Source organism: Actinocorallia populi (assembly GCF_002995495.1).
In the GTDB taxonomy this organism is placed as follows: Bacteria; Actinomycetota; Actinomycetes; order Streptosporangiales; family Streptosporangiaceae; genus Actinocorallia; species Actinocorallia populi.
The window spans coordinates 303,783-324,689 of record NZ_PVZV01000002.1 but is presented as its reverse complement, the minus strand read 5'-3'; the positions used below and the strand labels follow the sequence as shown (position 1 = coordinate 324,689).

The following is a 20,907-nucleotide window of genomic DNA, read 5'->3' as shown; positions in this document are numbered from 1 at the left end:
TCGCTTACCCTGGCACGGGGTAACGGGCGGAAACAGCCCTCCACGGAGGGCGGACTGGGGTCGTTGACACATGGAAACACTGATCGTGCTCGGCGGCGCGTTGCTGTTCTTCGTGCTGCTGATGGCCTCGATCGCCTTTCACGAACTGGGGCACCTGTCGTTCGCCAAGCGGTTCGGCGTCCGCACCCCCCAGTACATGGTGGGCTTCGGCCCCACGCTGAAGTCGTGGCGGCGCGGGGAGACCGAGTACGGGATCAAGTGGATCCCGCTCGGCGGCTACATCCGGATGATCGGCATGCTGCCGCCCCGCAAGGGCGACCCGGAGGGCATGGTCCGCGCCTCCTCCACCGGCCGCTTCCAGATGCTCATCGACTCCGCGCGCGAGGGCGCGCTGGAGGAGGTCGGCCCGGGCGACGCCGACCGCGTCTTCTACAGCAAGAAGTGGTGGCAGAAGCTCCTCATCATGTTCGCCGGGCCCGCCGCCAACCTGCTGCTGGCCGTGGTGTTCTTCGCCGTGCTGATCATGGGCCTGGGCACCCTGCAGTCCACCCCGACGATCTCCAGCGTCTCCAAGTGCGTCATCCCCGCCGAGCAGGCCTACCTGCCCGACGGCAGCCCGCGCGAGTGCACGCCCGAGGAGACCGCGCGCTCCACCCCCGCCGCCAAGGCCGGGCTGCGGCCCGGTGACACCTTCGTGTCCTTCGGCGGGCAGCGGATCGAGGACTACTCCCAGCTCCAGGGGTTGATCCGGGACTCGGCGAACAGGACCGTCCCTGCCGTGGTGCGGCGGGACGGCAAGGAGGTCCCGGTCAGCCTGCAGATCACCGCCAACCAGATGCAGGACCTGAAGGACTCCGACAAGGTGGTCACCGTCGGGTTCCTGGGGATCAGCCCGCTGATCGACCGGGTGCAGGGCGGCCCCGCGGACGTGGCCACGCAGATGGGCGACATGACCACCCGCACCCTGGAGGCGTTCGTCCAGCTGCCGCAGAAGATGGTCGGCGTCTGGCACGCGGCCTTCAGCGGCGAGGAGCGCGACCCCGAGGGGCCGATCGGCGTGGTCGGCGCCAGCCGCCTGGGCGGCGAGATCCTGGCCTCGGAGAACCCCGGGGTCGAGAAGCTCTCCTGGTTCCTGGCGCTGCTGGCCTCCATCAACTTCGCGGTCGGCATGTTCAACCTCATCCCGCTGCTGCCGCTGGACGGCGGCCACATCGCGGGCGCCCTGTGGGAGGGCGTCAAGCGGGGCGTCGCGCGGCTGCTGCGCCGGCCCGACCCCGGCTACGTGGACGTGGCCAAGCTGCTGCCGCTCACCTACGCGATGAGCCTCGTCCTTCTGGTCATGGGCGCGCTGCTGGTTTATGCGGACATCTTCAACCCTGTCAGGTTGACCTGAGAGAGACGATCCGGTTACTTTCAGCGCCCGTGCAGGACACTGAGGTCTAGGGTGGCTACATAACGTAGCCGCCCCCCGGAGGCCCGATGTTCTCGCGCCCCAAGCGCCGCTCCGACCGCTCCGAACGTCCCGACCGCTCCCCCGACACCGAACCCGACGGGCCGACGTCCTCCCACGCGGGCGCCATGTTCTCGGCGCTCTTCCTGCTGGTGTTCGCCATCGCGATCATCGTGCCGTGGACGGTGGCGGACTCGGCCCGGCAGAACACCTACGCCGAGGCGCAGGCGCTGACCGAGGCCTACTGGAACGCCGGCGACCTGCCCGCCGACAGCGCCATGGCCACCCGCGAGGCGCTGCGGGAGTACACCCGCTTCGTCACCGAACGCGAGTGGCGGCTGCTGGCCAGGGGCGAGCTCGCCGAGGCGGGCTGGGCGCGGCTGAACTCCCTGCGCGCCGACCTCGGCATGCTGGAGCCGCGCAGCAAGGACGAGAAGGACTCGCTGGCCGCGGTCGAGGCCCAGCTGGAGCAGGTCTACGCCGCCCGCAGGCAGCGGGCCGTGGACGCCCAGGCCAGCCTGCCGCCCGGGGTGTTGTGGCTGACCGTCCTGACGGCCGGGCTGGTGCTGGCCTTCCCGCTGCTGGCCGGGGCCCGGCCCCGCGGCCCGGTGCGGTTCACCTACCTGCTGCTGGCCGGGAGCGTGGCGGTGGGGGTCTACCTCGTCTTCGCCATCAACCACACCTTCACCGGGCCGCTCGGCGTCGACGCCTCGGCGTTCGAGAGCGCCTGGCGGGAATTCCGCCAGATCCCATGATGATCAAGCGCTTCGCCGCGCTGGGCGGCGTCCTGTGCGCGCTGACGGCCCTGGGGCCCTCCGTCTCGGCCGAACCCGAGCCCGGAGTGGTGATCTGCGTCGGCGCCGACCTGGTGCTCGTCCAGCTGGACGTCACCATCGTCATCGGGGCCGGGCAGTGCGCGACGCCTCCGGCACCCGAGCCCCCGGCGCCCGAACCTCCTGCGCCCGAGCCTCCCGCGCCCGAACCTCCCGCACCGGAGCCCCCTGCTCCCGAGCCTCCGGCGCCCGAGCCCGAACCTCCCGCACCCGAACCCGAACCCCCGGCGCCCGAACCCGAGCCTCCGGCACCCGAGCCCGTGCCTTTGCCCCCGGCGCCTCCCGCCCCCGAGCCCGCGCCCGTGCCCCCGGCGCCGGAACCCGTCCCGGTCCTTCCCGAACCCGAGCCTCCGGCGCCCGAACCCGAACCCGTGCCCGTGCCGCCGGAACCCGTCCCGGTCCCTCCCGAGCCCGCACCGCCGGCCCCGGCGCAGCCGGAGCCCGCGCCGCCCGCGCCGCCTCCGGCGCCGGTGCCTCCCGTGGCGGAACCTCCTGCGGCCGTGCCCCCCGAGGCCGGGCCTCCGGTGGCCGCGCCGCCCGCGGTGGTGCCGCCCGTCGCCGTTCCGGCGATGCCGTCCGCGACGGGGGCGACTCCGCGGCCGCGGTCGGCCGCGCCGGAGGCGGGCCCGCCGTCCGCCCGGCCCTCGCCGACCCCCCGCCGCTCGGTGCGGCCCGCCGGGCAGGAGGCGGTCGCGCGGCCCGCCGTGCGGCGGTTCCGGCCGCTGCACGAGGAGCGGAACGTCTTCGGCGGGGTGCTGGCGGCGGCCGTGGTGTCGGTGGTGGTGTCCGCGGCCTGCGGCGCGATCTTCCGGCCGCGGTGAGGGTGGCCTGAGCGTGTGAAGGGTGTTACTCAAGGGACAGCAAAATACTTGTTGTGATCATGGTGTCACTGACAGTAACTTTCGGCAGGCAAGCTCCCCGACGTGAAGGCGGTATGGCATGACCGAGACAGCGGACCGCGCCCAGGCCAACGGCTCCTCGCAGGCCGAGCAGCTCAGCCTCGGCACCGCGGCGGCCCGCAACCTGGCCTCCACCACCAAGACCCCGCCCCAGATGCAGGAGATCACCTCCCGCTGGCTGCTGAAGATGCTGCCGTGGGTCCAGGTCTCCGGCGGCGGGTACCGGGTCAACCGGCGCCTGACCTACACCCTCGGGGACGGCCGCATCGAGTTCCTCTCCACCGGCGCCCAGGTCCAGGTGATCCCCGAGGAGCTCGCCGAACTGCCCGTGCTGCGCGACTTCGACGATCCGGAGGTGCTGCGCACCCTGGCCAACCGCTGCGAGCAGCGCGAGCTGGCCCCCGGCGAGGTGCTCGCCGAAGCCGGCACCCCGGCCGAGTACGTCGTCCTGCTCGCCCACGGCAAGCTCCAGAAGATCGGCCTCTCCAAGTACGGCGAGGAGGTCTCGCTGGGCCTGTGCGCCGACGGCGACTTCCTCGGTGCGGACGCCCTGGTGGGCGAGCACGAGTGGGAGTACACCCTCAAGGCGCAGACCTCCTGCACCGTGCTGACCCTCAGCCGCGCCGACTTCCGGCAGGTCCGCGGCTCCTCCCCCGTCCTGCAGGCGCAGGTCGCCGCCTACCTGGCCAGCCCGGTGCCCGAGCACAACCGCCACGGCGAGAAGGAGATCGCGCTCGCCGCCGGCCACGCGGGCGAGCCGGTGCTGCCCGGCACCTTCGTCGACTACGAGCTCGAGCCGCGCGAGTACGAGCTGTCGGTCGCCCAGACCGTGCTGCGGGTGCACACCCGGGTCGCCGACCTCTTCAACGAGCCGATGAACCAGGTCGAGCAGCAGCTCCGGCTGACCATCGAGGCCCTGCGCGAGCGGCAGGAGCACGAGATGATCAACAACCGGGAGTTCGGGCTGCTGCACAACGCCGACCTCCGCCAGCGCATCCAGACCCACAGCGGCCCGCCCACCCCCGACGACCTGGACGAGCTGCTCTCCCGGCGGCGCGGCTCGAAGTTCTTCCTGGCCCACCCCAAGGCGATCGCCGCCTTCGGCCGGGAGTGCAACAAGCGCGGCCTGTACCCCACGCCGGTGGACGTCGGCGGCCACCACATCCCCGCCTGGCGCGGCGTGCCGATCTTCCCCTGCAACAAGATCCCGGTCACCGGCCAGCAGACCAGCTCGATCCTGGTGATGCGGACCGGTGAGGAGGACCAGGGCGTGGTCGGCCTGCACCAGACCGGCATCCCCGACGAGTACCAGCCGTCCCTGTCGGTGCGGTTCATGGGCATCACCGAGCAGGCCGTCATCCAGTACCTGGTGAGCGCCTACTACTCGTGCGCGGTGCTGGTGCCCGACGCCCTGGGCGTGCTGGAGAACGTGGAGATCGGCCACTTCTGAGCCGGAGCCGCCGCTCATGGAGAAGGGAGTCCGGATGCAGCCTTTCCAGCTGCCCGAGTTCTATCTGCCGTACCCCGCGCGGCTCAACCCCGCCGTGGAGTCCGCCAGGGAGCACGCCAGGCAATGGGCCTACGAGATGGGCGTCCTCGGCCCCGGATCGGTGTGGACCGAGGAGGAGTACGCCGCGCACGACTACGCGACACTGTGCGCCTACACCCATCCGGACTCCCCCGGACCGGTCCTGGACACCGTCACCGACTGGTACGTCTGGGTCTTCTACTTCGACGACCACTTCCTGGAACTGTTCAAGCGCACGCACGACCTGGCGGGCGCCCAGCGGTACCTGGACCGGCTGCCGCTGTTCATGCCCGCCGACCCGGCCGCCGGGACGCCCGAGCCGGAGCACCCGGTCGAACGCGGCCTGGCGGACCTGTGGGCGCGCACCGTCCCGGCGATGTCGCCGCGCTGGCGCGAGCGGTTCGCGGCCAACACCGCGGCCCTGCTGGACGAGTCCCTGTGGGAGCTGGTCAACATCGAGGCCGGGCGGATCGCCAACCCCATCGAGTACGTCGAGATGCGGCGGCGGGTCGGCGGCGCGCCCTGGTCGTCGGACCTGGTGGAGTACGCCACCGGCTGCGAGGTTCCCGACGGCATCGCGCGCAGCCGGCCGGTGAACGTCCTGCGTGACTCCTTCGCCGACGCGGTGCACCTGCGCAACGACCTGTTCTCCTACCAGCGCGAGGTGCAGGACGAAGGCGAGCTGTCCAACGCCGTCCTGGTCTTCCAGGAGTTCTTCGGCCACGACGCCCAGACCGCGGCCGAACTCGTCAACGAGCTGCTCAGCTCGCGGCTCTACCAGTTCGACCACACCGCGGTCACCGAGCTGCCGGTGCTGCTGGAGGAGCACGCCGTCCCGCCCGAGGGGCGGCTCGCCGTCGCGGGCTGGGTCAAGGGGCTGCAGGACTGGCAGGCGGGCGGCCACGAATGGCACATGCGCTCCAGCCGGTACATGAACCAGGGGGCGCCGCGGTACTCCCCCTCCGGCCTGGGCACCTCCGCGGCCAGGCTGGTGCCCACCCCGCAGAACCTCGGGTTCGGCCGCCTCCGCGCCTACCGCCACGTCCCGTTCCGGCGGGTGGGGCCGAGCCTGCTGCCGGAGTTCGACCTGCCCTACCGGCTGCGGCTCAGCCCCCACCTCGACCACGCGCGCCGCGAGAACAACGCCTGGGCCCACCGGATGGGCTTCGACACGCCCGGCGCGCTGTGGACCGAGCGGCAGCTGCACGGCTTCGACTTCCCGCTGTGCTCGGCCGGGCTCGACCCGGACGCCACCGCGCACGAGCTGGTGCTGTCGTCGGGCTGGCTGACCTGGGGCACCTACATCGACGACTGGTTCCCCCGGGTGCACGGCGCGGCGCGGGACGCGGCGGGGGCCAGGGCCTTCGCCCGCCGGCTCCCGGCGTTCATGCCGGTGGACCTCGGCCCGGTGCCGCCCCCGCTCAACCCGGTCGAGGCGGGCCTGGCCGACCTGTGGGCGCGCACCGCGGGCCCCATGTCCGACCGCCAGCGCCAGGGCTTCCACCGGGCGATCGCGGTGATGATCGAGGGCATGGCCTGGGAGGTCGCGGGCGCGGCGCAGCACCGGCTGCCCGACCCGGTGGACTACGTGGAGATGCGCAGGCTCACCTTCGGCTCGGACCTGACCATGTTCCTGTCGCGGATCGGCTACGAAAAGCAGATACCGGAGGACGTCTTCGCCAGCCGCACCCTACAGTCCATCAACAACGCGGCAGCCGACTGCGGGACCTTCCTCAACGACCTGTTCTCCTACCAGAAGGAGATCGAGTTCGAGGGCGAGCTGCACAACATCGTCCTGATCCTGGAGCACTTCCTGGGTGTCTCCAAGGAACGGGCCGTCGAGTTCACCGGACGGCTGATGAACCTGCGCCGCCGCCAGTTCGAGCACCTCATCGCCGTCGAGCTGCCCGTCCTGTGCGACCGGCTCGGCCTCTCGGCGGAGGCGCGGTCAGCCCTGGACGCCTATCTGGACGAGCTCCGCGACTGGATGGTGGCGATCCTCAACTGGCACCGCGACACCTCCCGCTACCCCGAGGCCGAGCTCGTCCGGGACCTGCCGTCCCCGCACGGCCTGCCCGCCCTCACCGGGCTGGGCATGGCCGCCGCCCGACTCTTCGCAGAGAGGACTTCATGACCGCCTTGCACGAGGTATCCCGTCCGGCCGCGGAGGTACTGGAATGGGGCCGCTCCCTGGTCGAACCCGCGTTGCGCGAGGCGGTCGGCTCGCTGCCCGACGGCGTCCGGCTGATCACCGGCTACCACCTGGGCTGGTGGGACGCCGAGGGCAACCCCACCGGCTCCTCCGGCAAGGCGCTGCGCCCCACCCTGGCGCTGCTGGCTGCCCGCGCCGTCGGCGGGCGGGCCGAGGACGCGGTGCCCGCCGCCGTGGCGGTGGAGCTGATCCACGACTTCTCGCTGCTGCACGACGACGTGATGGACGGCGACGAGACCCGGCGGCACCGGCCGGCCGCCTGGCGGGTCTTCGGCACCAACCCGGCGATCCTCACCGGGGACGTGCTGCTGACGCTGGCCGTGGAGACGCTGGCGGCCTCCGGCGGCCCCACCCGGGTGCTCACCACCGCCGTCCTCGACCTCCTGCACGGCCAGAACCTCGACATGTCCTTCGAGACGCGCGGCGACGTGCTGCTGTCGGAGTGCATCAGCATGGCCGTCGGCAAGACCGGCGCCCTGATGCGCTGCGCCTGCGCCCTGGGCGCGGGCGCGGGCGGCGGCACCCCCGACCAGGTCGCGGCGTTCGCGCTCTTCGGCGAGCACCTCGGCCTCGCCTTCCAGCACATGGACGACCTGCTCGGCATCTGGGGCGACCCCGCCGAGACGGGAAAACCCGTCTACTCCGATCTGCTCAACCGCAAGAAGTCCCTCCCCGTCGTCGCCGCCCTCACCTCGGGCACCCCCGAGGCCGACGCCCTGCGCGCCCTGTACCGCTCCCCCGCCCCCTTCGACCCCGCCGAGGCCGCCGCCCTCATCGAAGCCGCCGGCGGCCGCTCCTGGAGCCACGACCGCCTCACCCAACTCCGCAACCAGGCCCTCGCCACCCTGGACCCCGTCTCCCCCGCCCCCCACCCCCTCGCCGAACTCACCGCCCTCGCCGACCTCGTCATCACCCGAGCCCGCTGACCCTCCCACCCCCACCGAGGGCCAGACGACCTGATGAAGACAGACCCGGATGCAAACGGCCCGGCAGGCCAGGACCGAACAGCCCGATGAGATCAGGCCGAGGACCGAGCGGCCCGATGGGGGCGAGCCGAGAACCGAATAGCCCCGTGAGATCAGGCCGAGCACGAACAGCCCGATGGGGGTGGGCCGGGGTCAGACGGTCCGGTGAGAGCAGGCCAAGCACCAGACCACCCGGTAAAACGATCCGAGGACCGAACGGCCCGGCGGGTGTCGGTCGAAGACCGAACGGCCCGATGGGGGCGGACCGAGTACCAAATGGCCTGGTGAGAACAGACCGAGGACCAGACGGCCCGATGGGGACGAGCCGAGAACCGAACAGCCCCGTGAGATCAGACCGAGCACCGAACGGTTTGGTGAGAACGGACCGAGGACCAGACGGCCCAGTGGGTGCCGGTCGAAGACCGAACGGCCGATGAGAGCGGACCGGGACCGAACGGTCTGATGCGGGCGGACCGGGGACCGGGCGGCCTGATGGGGGGCGGACCGGGGACCGAGGTGCCCGGTGGGGGGCCGGGGGTCAGACGGTCTGGTGGGGGTCGCGGCCGGAGAGGGCCAGGGCGCGGGTGAAGAGGGGGGCGGAGGCGGGGACTTCGACGGGGGCGGCGAAGCCCTGGTACTGGCGGTAGAGCTCGGCGTTCTCCTCGACGACGTGCAGGACGACGGCGGCGGAGTCGTCGCTGATGGCGAAGTCCTCGCCGATGGAGCGGGCGACGTCCCAGCCGTGCACGGCCATCTCCTTGACGATCAGTGCGGCGATCTGGGGGGCGGCGCCGGTGCGGCCGTCGCCGAGGGGGATCTCGCCCTCCCAGGCGGCGGGGTCGGCCCAGGCCTGCAGGGCCCGGTCGAGCTGGGCGGCGTAGGCGGCGGCCCAGCCGTCCTCGGCGGTGAAGTCGCGGGCGACGAGTTCCTCGGGGAGCGGCTGCTTCAGCGCCCGGCGCTCCAGCCCGTAGGAGGTGTACAGCACCCAGTGGTTCACCAGGGCCCGCAGATCGAACTCCGCGCAGGTCGTCGGGCCGTCGAGCAGCTCTCCGCGCACCTTCCCCGCGACGCGCACCGCCTCGGCGGCGCACTCGGTCATGGCCTTGTACGTTTCGTTCATACTTTCGAAGGTAGTCTCCCGCGCGGGCGGGGTCTTGAAGAAACGCGACGGCTACGATGCGGGGATGGCGGTGAAGGCCCGGGGCGTGCTGTACCCCGTCGAACAGTCCCGTTACGTCGAGCTGACGCACCACGCGCCCAGCGCTCCCCTCGAGCCGTACGTCGAGCACTACTGGCACGTCCGCTGGGCGGTCGACGGGGTCTTCGAGACCAAGGTCCTCAGCCACCCGAACGTGCACCTGGGCATGGAGCCCGAGGGCGTGTTCGTCTACGGCGTCCACCGCGGCCTGTTCACCCGCAGGCTGGAGGGCCGCGACCACACCTTGGGCGTGAAGTTCCGCGTCGGGGCGTTCCGCGCCTTCTGCGGCGCCCCCGTCTCCGCGCTCGCCGACCACCGCGTCCCCGCCGCCGGGTACTTCGGCCCCGAGGCCGACGCCCTGGGCCGCACGGTCCAGGCCACCGCCGACCCCGCCGAGGCGGCGGCCCTCGCCGAGGCCTTCCTCCTCCCCCGCGTCCCCGCGCGCCCCGACCCGGACGCCCTGCGCGCCGCCGGCCTCGTCGCCCGCTTCACCACCGAGCCGTCCCTCTTCCGCGTCTCCGACGCCGCCGCCTCCGCCGGCCTGTCCGTCCGCGCCCTCCAGCGCCTCTTCTCCGAATACGTCGGCGCCTCTCCCAAGTGGGTCCTCCGCCGGGCCCGCCTCCACGAGGTCGCCGCCCGCGCCGACGCCGCCGAGCCCATCGACTGGCCCGCCCTCGCCACCGAACTCGGCTACGCCGACCAGTCCCACCTCATCCGCGACTTCACCGCCTCCGTAGGCCACTCCCCCACCCGCTACACCCGCCCCTGACCCCCACCCGCCTCCCGCCACGCCGACGAACCACGCCGCTCCCCACCACCCCGCCGAGCCTGCGAACCGCTCGCTTCAACCGCTGCCCGACCGACCGCGGACGACGTCGTTCCCGTCGCCCGGCCGGGCCGACGAACCGTAAGGAACTCGCGCTCCGGGAGCAGCGGACGGCGCGGTCTCGGCCGCCGACCGGGGCCGTGGGCGGTGCCGCCTCTCTCGCCGCCTCGTTGGGACGGCGGGGCTGCGGGGGCTCGCGGTGCCCGTCGGGCGGAGGTTCGTGCCGCCTAGGCGGGGGGCGTGTCCGTCCGTTCGCGGAGGGGCGGGGCGGGTGGGGGTGCGAGTGGTCTTGGCAGGGGGTGGGGGATGGGACAGTATGGAAACGGTGTTTCCAAAGAGAGGTCTTCGGCGTGCATTATGTGATCATCGGTTGCGGCAATGTCGGGATGGAGCTGGCCCGGCGCTGGACGGAGGCGGGGCATCGGGTGACCGGGACGACCACGACCGAGGGGCGGGTGGCGGAGCTTCTGGAGGTCTGCTCCGATGCCGTGGTGCTGCGGGGCAGCGACCGGGGTGCCGTCGAGAAGGCGACGGAGGGGGCGGACGCGGTCGTGTTGACGGTGAGTCCGCGGCTCTCGCGGTCGTTCGACGCCGAGTCGCGGATCGCCGAGTACGCCGACACGCTCACGGCCAGCGCGGTCACGGCGGCCGCGGTGCACCCGCGGGTGGTGTTCACCAGTTCGATCTCCGTCTACGGGGCGGGGCGGGGCGAGCTGGTGGACGAGGCGACGCCGCCGACCGACGACGGGGACGCCTCGCCCCGGAACTTCGCCTCGGGAGAGGCGGCCGTGCTGGCCACGCCGCGCGGTGCCGTCGTGCGCATCCCGGACGTGCACGGGCATCCCCGCGACATCGACTACCCGGCCCGGGTGCGGATGGCGCACGAGATGCTGGGCGGCAGCGTCCCGTTCTCGGCCGAGGCGCTGCTGTACCGCATCGACTACCGCGACGCCGCGGCCGCGCTGGACTTCGTCGTCGGCCGGGAGCTCACCGGCGTCTACAACGCCATCCCCGACGGGACCGTCCCGCCGACCAACGCCGAGCTGTTCGGCGAGATCTGCGCCGCCGAGGGCCTGCCCCCGCTGACCTTCCGCGGCGAGATCAAGACGCCCGTCATGCCGGTCTCCTCGGCCAGGCTCCGCGCCGCCGGCTTCTCCTTCGCCCACTGAGCACCGCCGAGTCCGGCGCCCCGGCGGTGCTCAGGCGCCGGACAGGGCGCGGCCGACGATGCGGCCGAAGGCCATGGCGGGGGTGAGGCACATGCCGGAGCAGAACGAGTTGCCGTTCACGGCTGCGGAGCCGATGACCTCGCCGACGGCGTACAGGCCGGGGATGACGGTGCCGTCCCCCCGGCGGACGCGGAGCTCGGCGTCCACGTCGAGCCCCGCAAAGGTGATCAGGGTGACGGGGTGGTTCTCGATGGCGTAGAAGGGGGCCTCGACGATCGGGGCGGGCAGGTGCTCGCGGGCGAAGTCGTCGTCGCGGCCGGCGGCCACCGCCGCGTTGTAGCGCGCCACGGTCCCGACCAGGCCGTCAGAGGAGATGCCCGCCTTCGCGGCGAGCTCCGCGAGGGTCGCGGCCTTGTGGAGGCCGCGGCGCGCTCCGCACCGGGCGTCGAGCTCCTCGGGGGTCCAGCCGTGCACCATCGGCCGGGACTCGCGCAGCGCGCGGGCGTCGAAGACCATCCAGAAGGTCATCCGGTCGACGGCGGTGAGCATCCGCTCCTTCAGGTCGATGCTCGGGTCGTCCTCGGCGACCCAGCGCCGCCCGTTCCGGTCGACGTAGATCTCCCACGGCGGCCGTTCCGGTGCCACCAGGTGCGGCCGGTGCCGCCAGTCCACGCGCAGGTCGTCGCCCTGGGGCGGCAGCCCGCCGAAGGTGGGGATGTACTTGCCGCGCCCCTGGACGCCCGCGCCGATCCGCCGCCCCATCTCGATGCCGTCGCCGGTGGACGTCGGCGCGGCGGACGTCGTCAGCGGCGCCCCGTCCAGTTCGGCGAACAGCTCGGGGTTGTACCCGAACCCGCCGGTCGCCAGCACCACCGAGGGCGCCCGGAAGACCCGCCCGTCCTCGGCCGCCACACCGACGACGGCCTGCTCGCCTCCGACCGTCTCGACGAGCAGTTCCGCGACCTTGACCCCGCAGCGGACGTCCACTTTCCCGGACTTCACGTGCGGTTCCAGCAGCAGTTCCAGCACCCGCAGGATCTCCGGCCCGCCCGGCGGTTCGGGCGCGTGCACCGTGCGGGGCGTGCCGTACTGCTCGTGTCCGTGCACGATCCGCGGGGTGGCCGGGTCGATGGCGTACCCGGCGTCCAGCAGCCACTCCAGCACCGCGGGCTGTTCGGCCAGCGACAGCAGGGTGAGGTCCTCCCGCCCGGTGCCCCGGCTGATGCGCCGGATGTCGGCCCAGTGCGCGGCGACGTCGTCCTCGATGCCCTTCTCCCGCTGCGCCGAGAACCCCGCGGCCGACAGGTGCCCGCCGGAGTAGGGCAGCGCCCCGCCGATCCGCCCGGCCTTCTCCAGCAGCAGCACGTCCGCTCCCGCCCCCGCCGCGGCGATCGCGCACGCCAGCCCTCCGGGCCCCGCCCCCACCACGATCAGCTTCACCATCGCGCCTCCGCACCCGCCATCACGTTCCCTCAGCGGATACAGTGTTTCCCCACCGGCCTCCCCGGTCAAGAAACCCCCGGCCCGTGACCCCCGCCGGACCGGACGGAACGGCTCCCGCCGCACAGAGACCGCACACCGAAGCAGCGTGAAACCCCGCCCGCAGCCGCATCCGCCGGAGCCCGAGAGAACGGGCGGCAGCACGCCGAAACAGCCCCCACAGCACGACCAGCCAACCCCGAGCCCGGCAACCCGCCGCAGCCGAAGAGAACAGACGGCAGCGCACTGAAACAGCCCCCGCAGCACGACCGGCTAACTCCGAACCGGCGACCCACCAGAACCGAAGAGAACAAACAGCAGCACACCGAAACAGCCCCCACCGCACGCCGCGGGCGGCGGCGGTGCGCCGGGACGGCACGAGGCCCCGCCCGGAGAAGTCGGGCGGGGCCTCGCGGGCGGATCAGGGTGCCGGGTCCGGGGTCCGGAGGGCCGTCACAGGTCCGGGTAGAGCGGGTGCCTGTCGGCCAGCGCCTTGACGCGGGCGGACAGGGCCGGGGCGTCGAAGGAGGGCTGGAGGGCGAGGGCGATGATGTCGGCCACCTCCTCGAAGTCCTCCTCGGCGAACCCGCGGGTGGCCAGGGCCGGGGTGCCGATGCGCAGGCCGGAGGTGACCATCGGCGGGCGGGGGTCGTTGGGGACGGCGTTGCGGTTGACCGTGATGCCGATCTCGTGCAGGCGGTCCTCGGCGTCCCGGCCGGTCAGGTCGGAGTCCACCAGGTCGACCAGGACCAGGTGCACGTCCGTGCCGCCGGTCAGCACCTTCACGCCGGCCTTGGCGGCGTCGTCCTGGAGCAGGCGGGCGGCGATGGCCCGCGCGCCCTGCAGGGTGCGCCGCTGGCGGTCCTTGAACTCCTCGGACGCCGCCACCTTGAGCGCCACGGCCTTGGCCGCGATCACGTGCTCCAGCGGGCCGCCCTGCATGCCGGGGAAGACCGCGGAGTTGATCTTCTTGCCGAGCTCCTCGCGGGCCAGGATCAGGCCGCCGCGCGGCCCGCCCAGCGTCTTGTGCGTGGTGGTCGTGACGATGTCGGCGTAGGGCACCGGCGACGGGTGCAGCCCGGCGGCCACCAGGCCCGCGAAGTGCGCCATGTCCACGAAGAGCAGCGCGCCCACCGAGTCGGCGATCTCGCGGAACCGCGCGAAGTCCAGCTGCCGCGGGTAGGCCGACCAGCCCGCGACGATCATCTTGGGCCGGTGCTCGGCCGCCAGTGCCGCGACCTCGTCCATGTCCACCCGGCCGTCGGACTCCCGGACGTGGTAGGGCACCACGTTCAGGAACTTGCCGGAGTAGTTCAGCCGCATGCCGTGGGTCAGGTGCCCGCCGTGCGCCAGGTCGAGGCCGAGGATGGTGTCGCCGTGGTCGAGCAGCGCGAAGTACACCGCGGTGTTGGCCTGCGCGCCCGAGTGCGGCTGGACGTTGGCGTGCTCGGCGCCGAACAGCGCCTTGGCCCGGTCGATCGCCAGCTGCTCGGTGACGTCCACGTACTCGCAGCCGCCGTAGTAGCGCCGGCCCGGGTAGCCCTCGGCGTACTTGTTGGTCAGCACCGAGCCCTGCGCCTCGAGCACCGCCACCGGGGCGAAGTTCTCCGAGGCGATCATCTCCAGGGTGTGCTGCTGGCGCCCCAGCTCGGCGCGGACCGCCTCGTGGACTTCGGGGTCGACCTCGGAAAGGTGCTGGAAAAGGGTGCTCATGCTTCCTCGATGATCTTGGAGTAGGCCTCGGCGTCGAGCAGGTCCGGGTTGTCGTCGCCGATCCGGATCCGGTAGAGCCAGCCCTCGCCGTACGGGTCGGCGTTGATCGTGCCGGGGTCCTCGGTGACCGCCTGGTTGACCGCCACGACCTCGCCGGACAGCGGCGAGTAGATGTCGGAGACCGACTTGGTGGACTCGGCCTCGCCGCAGGGCTCGCCCGCGGTCACCGCGTCCCCCTCCGCGGGCAGCGAGACGTACACGATGTCGCCGAGGGCGTCGGCGGCGTAGTCGGTGATGCCGACGGTCACGACGCCGTCCTCACCGTCCAGGCCCGACACCCATTCGTGCTCCTCGGTGTAGCGGAGCTGCTCAGGAACGCTCACTTGTCTGTTCTCCTGTAGAAGGGCAGGTCGACCACGTCGACCGGTTCGTGCTTTCCGCGGATGTCGACGGCGACCGGCACGGCGCCGGTCCCGACGTAGGCCATGGCGATGGGCTTGCCCAGGGTCGGGGAGGGCGCTCCGCTGGTCACGACGCCGCACGGCGCGCCGTCGTCGCCGATGACCGCGTATCCCGCGCGCGGCACCCGCCGCCCGCGCGCGACGAGCCCGACGAGCCTGCGGGACGGTCCGCTCTCGGCGACGGCCGCCAGGGCGTCGCGTCCGACGAAGTCCTTCTCCAGCCGTACGATCCGGCCGAGACCAGCATCGTACGGGGTCAGCTCGGCCGTCAGCTCATGCCCGTACAGCGGCATGCCCGCCTCGAGGCGCAGGGTGTCGCGCGCCGACAGGCCGCACGGGGTGATCTCGTCGCCGCCGGCCTCGGTGATCTTCTTCCAGAGCCCGACGGCGTCCCCGGCGTCGACGAACAGCTCGAAGCCGTCCTCACCGGTGTAGCCGGTGCGGCCGATGAAGGCGACGGTGCCGCCCACCGTGCCGCTGACCAGGGAGTAGTACTTCAGCCCGGCCAGGTCGGCGTCGGTCAGCCGCGCCAGGATCTCCTGCGCCCTGGGCCCCTGGACGGCGATCAGCGCGTAGTTCTCGGACTGGTCGTCCACCGACGCCTCGAAGCCCTCGGCCCGCGCCGTCAGCTCGGCCGCGACCACGCCCTTGTTGGCGGCGTTGGCCACCACCAGGAACCCGTGCCGGCTGAGCCGGTAGACGATCAGGTCGTCCAGCACCCCGCCCTCGGGGTCGACGAGCATCGTGTAGCGGGCGCGCCCCTGCTCCAGCGCCGAGGGCTTGCCGACCAGCGCGTGGTCCAGCGCCTCGGCGGCCTGCGCGCCTGTAACGAAGATCTCACCCATGTGCGAGACGTCGAAGATCCCGGCGGAGGTCCGCACGGCCTGGTGCTCGGCGGTCTCCGAGCGGTAGCGCAGGGGCATGAGGTATCCGGCGAAGTCGACGAGGTTGCCGCCGAGCTCCTGGTGCAGCTCGTACAGCGGCGTCGTCTTCACGGAAGCAGACTTTTCGGAGGCAGTGGACACCTGGGTGAGCTCCTTGTTACCGGCACACGGCAGAACGTTTCCCATCGTCCCATCCGTACACCTGCCGAGTCGGGCCCTCCCCCTCTGTCTCGTCTGCCTGAGAGCTTCACCCGTACGGGCTTTCACCTTCGGCGGAAGGCTCGGGGCCTTCTCTTTCCAGAGGCCGCCCACCCCTGCGGTCCTGGTTACCTGAGAGGTTCCGGGGAGGAATTGCTCCTTCGGTGGCCCGGACCCGCCGGGGTCCGGACGCTCTCCCGCACGGGATCATTCGGCGTCGCCACCACTATAGGGCTCCCCGCCCGCCCCGGCCGCGCCAGGATGCCCTTCGCCCCTCCCCCGCCGCCGGGAGGCCTCCGCCCGGCTCCGCATCCGCTTCCGAGGGCCGGGGCCTGGGAGGGCGTGCGGTGTCCCGGCTCATCCCCGGCCCAGCCCCTGTACGAGGTAGAGGCCCGCCACGGCGACGGCCAGGCCGCCGAGCAGCAGCCGCAGCGCCTTCTCCGGGAGGCGGGGCTGGAGGCGGGCGCCCAGGTAGCCGCCGATCAGGCCGCCCAGCCCGCACAGGAGGCCCAGGCTCCAGACGGGGGCGATGTCGCCGGGGGCGAGCAGGGACAGGAGGGCGTAGGTGGCCGCTCCCACGATCGAGGTGATGAAGGTGGCGGCCAGGGCCGCGGGCGCCACCACCGCGACGGGCAGGCCGCGGCCCACGAGGATCGGGCCGATCAGGGAGCCGCCGCCGACACCGTAGATCCCGCCGACGACGCCGACGCCCAGGGCCAGCGCGGACAGCGCGGCGCGGGACGGTTCGGGCGCCGCGGGGCGGCGGGACGGGCGCAGCGTCCGCAGGCACAACCACGACCCCAGCGGGAGCAGGAAGGCCGCCACCAGCAGCCGGAACACCGTCGGGCCCGGAAGGGCGAAGACCCTGATCACCGCGCCTGCCACCACGCCGGGGACCGTACCGGCCACCAGCAGCCGCGCCAGGGGGCCGGCCAGCTGCCCGCTCCTGCGGTACCTGAGCAGCGCGCCGGGGCCCGCCACCACGTTGAACAGCAGGTTGGTGGGGGTGACGGCGGGGCTGGGCACGCCGAGCACGCTCAGCTGGACCGGCAGGAGGAACACCGCCCCGGACACGCCCACGGGCGCGGTCACCACCGCGATCAGCAGCCCGGCGCAGAACCCGAGCGGCCCGGTCCACCACGATTCCCAACCCATTAGACCAGGATTGCATAAAATACCCGCGGACATGGAGACCGGCGGCGCCCTGGGCGCCGCCGGTCTCGAGCAGAAGGTCTAGCTCTGTTGTCTCAATCCCTCGTAGACCCCTTCCCCTACCCGGGTGCGGAACATGATGCCGTTGCCACTGCAGATCGATATCCACCCCCTGCACATGGACGAGGAGTCGACTTGCTTAGAACTGTATGAAGCCGGACGGGACGTCTCGCCATCAGAACCGACAAATACTGGTAGAGCACTCTTTAAGCGATGCGCGTCTCCTGGTAGACCAGCCGGAACCGCAGGACGGCGTGCAGGTCGGGCATCTCGATCACCTCGCGGAAGCGCACCAGCGAGTCCTCGCTGATCCGGGCGAGCAGCAGCCCGAGGTCGGCGCTCTCGTGGCAGAGGATCTGCAGCATCACCCGCGGCCGGGAGCGCGTGCCGGTGAAGCGCACGCGCACGTCGTGCACGCCCGGCAGCTCCAGCACCTCGCGGGTGAGCCCGGCCACCGCCTCGTTCGTCAGCGCCTTGCGGCGCCCTCCCAGCAGGCTGAAACGGCGCAGCGCCGCCGTCCGCCCCTGGATCAGCAGCCAGCACGTCCCCAGCACCGCCACCGCGGTCAGCAGGCCCGCCACCGCCGGCCAGAACCAGGGGTTGCGGGCGATGAAACCGGAGGTGCCCTCGCCCAGCACGGGCCGGTCGCCCAGGAACCGGTTGAGCCCCAGCAGCACCCCGCTCGCCCCGCACAGCGCCAGCCCCGTCAGCGCCAGTCCTCCGCGCGCCATCAGCCCCCCCGGCCCAGCCGGACGGCGACCGCGCGGCGGCGCTGCGGGCCGATCTCCTCCAGCCGGGCGAGCACCGCCCGGCGCAGCGGGACGAGCGCCTCGGGCGGCGTGCCGCGCCGCGCCTTCGCCCGTACCGTGATCCGCCGGCCGACGCGCACGCGCGCCCGCACCACGCCCGGCGTCCCCAGCGCCGCGTCCGCCAGCGACCGGCGCAGCCCCTCCCTGCTCAGCGCCGCCGAGACCGCGGGATCGTCGCCTCTGAGCAGTTCCGTCCGGGCGTACCCGGGCAGCACCGCCAGCAGCAGGAGGGCCATGCCCGCGATCCACAGGAGGTAGCCGGCCAGCTCCACCGCCGGATCGCCCCACAGCAGCGCCCGCAACTCGGCGTTCAGCCGCTCCGTCCAGGCCGGCGGCACGAGGTGGTGCCCGTACCGGCGCGCCAGCACCTCGCCCGCTCCCAGCCCCCCGCAGGCCGCCATCGCGAAGGCGACGGCCGATTCGGCCGCCGTCCGCTCCTTGCGGAACTCCCTGGCCGTGCGCCTGCGCGCCTCCCGCCGTCGCGCCGAATCCCCGAACAGCTCCGTGACCAGCGTCTCCCCCATAAGGGAACAGTAACCGAGCGCGCACTCTCGGCGATCTCCCGCGCCCCCGAGTCGCCCGGTTCACGGATGGGGCTTCTCGCCCTTCCGGAGCATCTCGACGAACTTCTCGATCCGGGCGGCGCGGGTCTGGGGGCGCTTGGCGTCCTGGATCCGGTACAGGATGGCGTAGCGGTTGCGCCCGTCGAGGCCGGCGAAGGCCTCCGCGGCGGCCGGTGCGGCGTCCAGGGCGTCCTGGAGGTCTTCGGGGATCGTGGCGTTGCTCGGCGAGGCGTAGGCGCGCTCCCACCGCCCGTCCGCCTTGGCCCGCTCGACCTCGGCCAGCCCCGCCGGGCGCATCCGGCCCTCGGCGGTCAGCTCGGCGACGCGCTCGCGGTTGATCTGCGACCACTTGCTGCGCGGGGTGCGGGGGGTGAAGCGCAGCAGCCAGTACGTCTCGTCCAGGGATGCCTTCTGGCCGTCGATCCAGCCGAAGCACAACGCCGCGTCGCGGGCCTCGGGATAGGTGATGGACGCCACCCCCGAGCCCTTCTTGGCGAACTTGAGCCACAGCCCCGGGGACACCGCGTGCTCCGCCTCCAGCCACTCCTCGAAGGCTGCCAGAGACGCGAAGGGGAGGATCGGAAGGTCGCTCATGGCCGCGACGTTAGCCGCCCGCGGTGACATTCCGCCGGTCAGCGGAAGACGACGGTCTTCTCGTCGTTGAGCAGGACGCGGTGCTCGGCGTGCCAGCGGACGGCGCGGGCCAGGGCCAGGCACTCCATGTCGCGGCCGACGCGGCGCAGGTCCTCGGGGGTGTGGGTGTGGTCGACCCGGGCGACCTCCTGCTCGATGATCGGGCCCTCGTCCAGGTCGGGGGTGACGTAGTGGGCGGTGGCGCCGATCAGCTTCACGCCGCGCTTGTGCGCCTGGTGGTAGGGCTTGGCGCCCTTGAAGGACGGCAGGAACGAGTGGTGGATGTTGATCACCTTGCCCTGCAGCTTGGCGCACAGGTCGTCGGTGAGGATCTGCATGTAGCGGGCGAGCACCACCAGGTCGGCGCCGTAGTGCTGGACCAGGGTGAGGATCTCGGCCTCCTGCGCGGCCTTGCCCATCGACATCGGCAGGTGGTGGTAGTCGATGCCGAAGGACTGGGTGAGCGGGCGCAGGTCGGGGTGGTTGGAGACCACGGCGACCACGTCGATGTCCAGCAGACCCGAACGCACCCGGAAGAGCAGGTCGTTCAGGCAGTGCCCCTCCTTGGACACCATGATCAGCACCTTCATGCGGGTGGAGGCGTCGCTGAGGTGCCAGTCGAGGGCGAACTCCCGCGCCGTCGGGGCGAACAGGCCCTGGAGCTCCTCCAGGCTCTCCGAGGCGGTGAACTGCACGCGCAGGAAGAACCGCCCCGCGTCCTGGTCGCCGTACTGCTGGCTCTCCAGGATGTTGCACTGCCGGGAGGCCAGCAGCCCGGAGACGGCCGCGACGATGCCCGGACGGTCGGGGCACGACAGCGTGAGGATGTAGCTCAACTCTTCACCTTCTGAAGGGGACGTCCGGGGGGCGCGTGACTTGCCAGTTTATGTGCTGGCGGGGACACCGCGTTTGGGCACGGGGACGGACGCCTACATTCAAGGGCATGCGTCGACTTCTGGCCCTTTTGCTCGCTTTCGCACTGCTCTGCGCGTGCCAAGCCGCCGGCCCCGAGAAGGACGGCGGCCCCCGGCCCCCCGGCGGCACCGGGACCGCCCGCCCCGCCGAGCAGGACGGCGTCCCCACCACGGCGGGCACCCATGAGCTCAGGCTGGAGGTCGGGACGCCCGGCCACCGCGAGTACCGGCTGCGCGTGCCGCCGGGGCTGCGCGGGTCCGCCGGGCCGCTGCCGCTGGTGCTGGCCGTGCACGGCGGGGCCTCCAACGCCGAGAGGTTCCAGGGGCTCAGCGGCTTCGACGCGGTGGCGGACGAGGAGGGCTTCCTGGTCGCCTACCCGGAGGGCTTCGCCTTCAGCTGGAACGCCGGCCCCTGCTGCGGCCCCGCCAAGCTGGCGCGCGTCGACGACGTGGGCTTCCTGGAGAAGCTGATCGAGAGACTGGTCGGCGCCGGGGTCGCCGACCCGGAGCGGGTCTACGTCTCGGGGTTCTCCAACGGCGGCGGCATGGCCTACCGCATGGCCTGCGAGGGGCCGGGCAGGATCAGGGCCATCGGGGTGGTCTCGGCGGCCCTGCTCATCGACTGCGACCCCGGCCGCCCGGTCTCGGCGATGATCGTCCACGGGAGGGCCGACCGGTCCGTCCCCTACGAGGGCGGCGGGCGGCGGGACTTCGACGACGGGCGGCCCTTCACCCCCGTCTCCCACGCGGTCGGCTTCTGGCGCGAGGCGGCCGGGGCGGGCCCCCTGCGCCGGGACGGCTCCTGCCGGACCGGCGAGGGCGCGGCCGTGGTGCGGTTCTGCCCGCACGGCGGGGGCCACGCCTGGCCCGCGGGAACGGCGGCGCGGCTCTGGGCGTTCTTCTCCTCGGTGTGACCGGAAAGCCAGACACGAATACTTTTCATGTTTCACTTTCTATGGGA

The 20,907-nt window shown here is 72.5% G+C and carries 19 protein-coding genes and 2 riboswitches; of the genes, 9 read left to right on the top strand and 10 right to left on the bottom strand.

What is annotated here, in order from left to right; translation table 11 throughout:
* Nucleotides 1-70: 70 nt before the first annotated feature.
* From C2865_RS08455 to C2865_RS08430, 6 genes are all read left to right on the top strand, one after another.
* Nucleotides 71-1,393, top strand: a complete 1,323-nt coding sequence (locus tag C2865_RS08455; protein ID WP_198653096.1) for a M50 family metallopeptidase — start codon at nt 71-73, stop codon at nt 1,391-1,393.
* 86 nt (nt 1,394-1,479) lie between these two features.
* A complete protein-coding gene (locus C2865_RS08450; protein WP_106397802.1) occupies nt 1,480-2,205 on the top strand; it encodes a bestrophin-like domain in 726 nt (241 codons plus the stop codon).
* Nucleotides 2,202-3,104 (top strand): hypothetical protein, encoded by a 903-nt coding sequence (locus C2865_RS39925; protein WP_198653094.1) that lies wholly within the window; start codon nt 2,202-2,204, stop codon nt 3,102-3,104. The genes C2865_RS08450 and C2865_RS39925 overlap by 4 nt, the downstream gene beginning before the upstream one ends.
* Before the next feature lie 118 nt (nt 3,105-3,222).
* Nucleotides 3,223-4,632: a family 2B encapsulin nanocompartment shell protein gene (locus C2865_RS08440; protein ID WP_106397801.1), complete on the top strand. Its 1,410-nt coding sequence runs from the start codon at nt 3,223-3,225 to the stop codon at nt 4,630-4,632.
* A gap of 34 nt (nt 4,633-4,666) precedes the next feature.
* Nucleotides 4,667-6,844, top strand: coding sequence for a terpene synthase family protein (locus C2865_RS08435; protein ID WP_106398630.1), 2,178 nt, complete (start codon nt 4,667-4,669; stop codon nt 6,842-6,844).
* Nucleotides 6,841-7,848: a polyprenyl synthetase family protein gene (locus C2865_RS08430; protein ID WP_106397800.1), complete on the top strand. Its 1,008-nt coding sequence runs from the start codon at nt 6,841-6,843 to the stop codon at nt 7,846-7,848. Before C2865_RS08435 ends, C2865_RS08430 begins: the two co-directional genes overlap by 4 nt.
* A 577-nt stretch (nt 7,849-8,425) precedes the next feature.
* Here C2865_RS08430 and C2865_RS08425 read toward each other — a convergent pair.
* Complete coding sequence (locus C2865_RS08425) at nt 8,426-9,007, bottom strand: TIGR03086 family metal-binding protein (protein ID WP_106397799.1); 582 nt, start codon at nt 9,005-9,007, stop codon at nt 8,426-8,428.
* A gap of 64 nt (nt 9,008-9,071) precedes the next feature.
* Between C2865_RS08425 and C2865_RS08420 the strand changes: the two genes are divergently transcribed.
* Nucleotides 9,072-9,854, top strand: a complete 783-nt coding sequence (locus C2865_RS08420) for a helix-turn-helix domain-containing protein (protein WP_106397798.1) — start codon at nt 9,072-9,074, stop codon at nt 9,852-9,854.
* A gap of 407 nt (nt 9,855-10,261) precedes the next feature.
* On the top strand, nt 10,262-11,080 hold the full coding sequence (locus C2865_RS08415; protein ID WP_157963626.1) for an NAD(P)-binding domain-containing protein: 819 nt from the start codon (nt 10,262-10,264) through the stop codon (nt 11,078-11,080).
* A 30-nt stretch (nt 11,081-11,110) separates the two neighbouring features.
* On the opposite strand, the gene C2865_RS08410 is transcribed toward C2865_RS08415, so the two are convergent.
* The 9 genes from C2865_RS08410 to purU form a co-directional block, all read right to left on the bottom strand.
* Nucleotides 11,111-12,523: an FAD-dependent oxidoreductase gene (locus C2865_RS08410; RefSeq protein WP_106397796.1), complete on the bottom strand. Its 1,413-nt coding sequence runs from the start codon at nt 12,521-12,523 to the stop codon at nt 11,111-11,113.
* A 489-nt stretch (nt 12,524-13,012) separates the two neighbouring features.
* Entirely contained in the window at nt 13,013-14,272 is a 1,260-nt protein-coding gene (locus C2865_RS08405) for a serine hydroxymethyltransferase (RefSeq protein WP_106397795.1), read from the bottom strand.
* Nucleotides 14,269-14,655, bottom strand: a complete 387-nt coding sequence (gene gcvH, locus C2865_RS08400; protein WP_106397794.1) for a glycine cleavage system protein GcvH — start codon at nt 14,653-14,655, stop codon at nt 14,269-14,271. The genes C2865_RS08405 and gcvH overlap by 4 nt, the downstream gene beginning before the upstream one ends.
* Nucleotides 14,652-15,728, bottom strand: coding sequence for a glycine cleavage system aminomethyltransferase GcvT (gene gcvT, locus C2865_RS08395; protein WP_232835459.1), 1,077 nt, complete (start codon nt 15,726-15,728; stop codon nt 14,652-14,654). Before gcvT ends, gcvH begins: the two co-directional genes overlap by 4 nt.
* A 104-nt stretch (nt 15,729-15,832) precedes the next feature.
* A riboswitch (glycine riboswitch) is annotated at nt 15,833-15,924 on the bottom strand.
* Nucleotides 15,925-16,025: riboswitch (glycine riboswitch) on the bottom strand.
* A gap of 147 nt (nt 16,026-16,172) precedes the next feature.
* Nucleotides 16,173-16,970 carry a sulfite exporter TauE/SafE family protein gene (locus tag C2865_RS08390; protein WP_106397792.1) on the bottom strand — a complete coding sequence of 266 codons (798 nt, stop codon included), beginning with the start codon at nt 16,968-16,970 and terminating at the stop codon, nt 16,173-16,175.
* 263 nt (nt 16,971-17,233) lie between these two features.
* Nucleotides 17,234-17,758: an Asp23/Gls24 family envelope stress response protein gene (locus tag C2865_RS08385; RefSeq protein WP_106397791.1), complete on the bottom strand. Its 525-nt coding sequence runs from the start codon at nt 17,756-17,758 to the stop codon at nt 17,234-17,236.
* Nucleotides 17,758-18,360 (bottom strand): DUF6286 domain-containing protein, encoded by a 603-nt coding sequence (locus C2865_RS08380; RefSeq protein ID WP_106397790.1) that lies wholly within the window; start codon nt 18,358-18,360, stop codon nt 17,758-17,760. Before C2865_RS08380 ends, C2865_RS08385 begins: the two co-directional genes overlap by 1 nt.
* Before the next feature lie 60 nt (nt 18,361-18,420).
* A complete protein-coding gene (locus C2865_RS08375) occupies nt 18,421-18,993 on the bottom strand; it encodes a YdeI/OmpD-associated family protein (protein WP_198653092.1) in 573 nt (190 codons plus the stop codon).
* Nucleotides 18,994-19,031: 38 nt separating this feature from the next.
* Nucleotides 19,032-19,868, bottom strand: a complete 837-nt coding sequence (gene purU / locus C2865_RS08370) for a formyltetrahydrofolate deformylase (protein ID WP_106397788.1) — start codon at nt 19,866-19,868, stop codon at nt 19,032-19,034.
* 107 nt (nt 19,869-19,975) lie between these two features.
* On the opposite strand from purU, the gene C2865_RS08365 reads away from it, so the two are divergent.
* Entirely contained in the window at nt 19,976-20,860 is an 885-nt protein-coding gene (locus C2865_RS08365) for a CE1 family esterase (protein ID WP_106397787.1), read from the top strand.
* Nucleotides 20,861-20,907 lie beyond the last annotated feature (47 nt).

Excerpts from the sequence above, each read along its gene's own strand:
- C2865_RS08385 (WP_106397791.1), bottom strand. The coding sequence starts at position 17,758 with ATGGCGCGCGGAGGACTGGCGCTGACGGGGCTGGCGCTGTGCGGGGCG.
- C2865_RS39925 (WP_198653094.1), top strand. The coding sequence starts at position 2,202 with ATGATGATCAAGCGCTTCGCCGCGCTGGGCGGCGTCCTGTGCGCGCTG.
- C2865_RS08380 (WP_106397790.1), bottom strand. The coding sequence starts at position 18,360 with ATGGGGGAGACGCTGGTCACGGAGCTGTTCGGGGATTCGGCGCGACGG.
- C2865_RS08455 (WP_198653096.1), top strand. The coding sequence starts at position 71 with ATGGAAACACTGATCGTGCTCGGCGGCGCGTTGCTGTTCTTCGTGCTG.
- C2865_RS08450 (WP_106397802.1), top strand. The coding sequence starts at position 1,480 with ATGTTCTCGCGCCCCAAGCGCCGCTCCGACCGCTCCGAACGTCCCGAC.
- C2865_RS08440 (WP_106397801.1), top strand. The coding sequence starts at position 3,223 with ATGACCGAGACAGCGGACCGCGCCCAGGCCAACGGCTCCTCGCAGGCC.
- C2865_RS08435 (WP_106398630.1), top strand. The coding sequence starts at position 4,667 with ATGCAGCCTTTCCAGCTGCCCGAGTTCTATCTGCCGTACCCCGCGCGG.
- C2865_RS08425 (WP_106397799.1), bottom strand. The coding sequence starts at position 9,007 with ATGAACGAAACGTACAAGGCCATGACCGAGTGCGCCGCCGAGGCGGTG.
- C2865_RS08430 (WP_106397800.1), top strand. The coding sequence starts at position 6,841 with ATGACCGCCTTGCACGAGGTATCCCGTCCGGCCGCGGAGGTACTGGAA.
- C2865_RS08365 (WP_106397787.1), top strand. The coding sequence starts at position 19,976 with ATGCGTCGACTTCTGGCCCTTTTGCTCGCTTTCGCACTGCTCTGCGCG.
- C2865_RS08420 (WP_106397798.1), top strand. The coding sequence starts at position 9,072 with ATGGCGGTGAAGGCCCGGGGCGTGCTGTACCCCGTCGAACAGTCCCGT.
- C2865_RS08375 (WP_198653092.1), bottom strand. The coding sequence starts at position 18,993 with ATGAGCGACCTTCCGATCCTCCCCTTCGCGTCTCTGGCAGCCTTCGAG.
- C2865_RS08390 (WP_106397792.1), bottom strand. The coding sequence starts at position 16,970 with ATGGGTTGGGAATCGTGGTGGACCGGGCCGCTCGGGTTCTGCGCCGGG.
- C2865_RS08405 (WP_106397795.1), bottom strand. The coding sequence starts at position 14,272 with ATGAGCACCCTTTTCCAGCACCTTTCCGAGGTCGACCCCGAAGTCCAC.
- C2865_RS08410 (WP_106397796.1), bottom strand. The coding sequence starts at position 12,523 with ATGGTGAAGCTGATCGTGGTGGGGGCGGGGCCCGGAGGGCTGGCGTGC.